Here is a 501-nt window from a genome sequence, read left to right on the forward strand (position 1 = left end):
ATGCTGTATCTATCAGCGAAAGGCCTGCGTCCGTCGAAGATCGGGCCGTTCCGGGCCACTGGGAAGGCGACTTGATTGGCGGATCCAAGAACAGCTATATCGCAACCCTCGTTGAGCGGCATTCACGGTACGTGATGCTGGTTAAAGTCGCCAACAAAGACACCGAGAGTGTCGTCACGGCGCTGATCAAGTCGGCTCAGAAGCTGCCCCGTGAGCTTTACAAATCTCTGACATGGGATCGCGGAAAAGAGCTGGCAGATCATCCGCGCTTTACGCTGGCCACGGATGTTGATGTCTACTTTTGCGACCCACAGTCGCCTTGGCAACGCGGATCAAACGAAAACACCAACCGGCTTTTGAGGCAGTATTTGCCGCGCGGTACCGACTTATCGGTCCATTCCCAAGCAAAGCTCAGTGCAATCGCAAGGCAACTCAACGAACGCCCTCGCAAGACCTTGCAATATCAAACGCCAGCAGAGAAGTTCGCAGAGTGTGTTGCGT

The 501-nt window shown here is 54.7% G+C and carries 1 protein-coding gene; it reads left to right on the forward strand.

The genetic code is table 11. From position 1 onward, the window contains the following. The coding region (locus AB9F29_RS21325) for an IS30 family transposase (RefSeq protein WP_369757182.1) at window positions 1-501 on the forward strand (501 nt) is incomplete at both ends.

The organism is Falsihalocynthiibacter sp. S25ZX9 (assembly GCF_041205405.1).
In the GTDB taxonomy this organism is placed as follows: domain Bacteria; phylum Pseudomonadota; class Alphaproteobacteria; order Rhodobacterales; family Rhodobacteraceae; genus Falsihalocynthiibacter; species Falsihalocynthiibacter arcticus.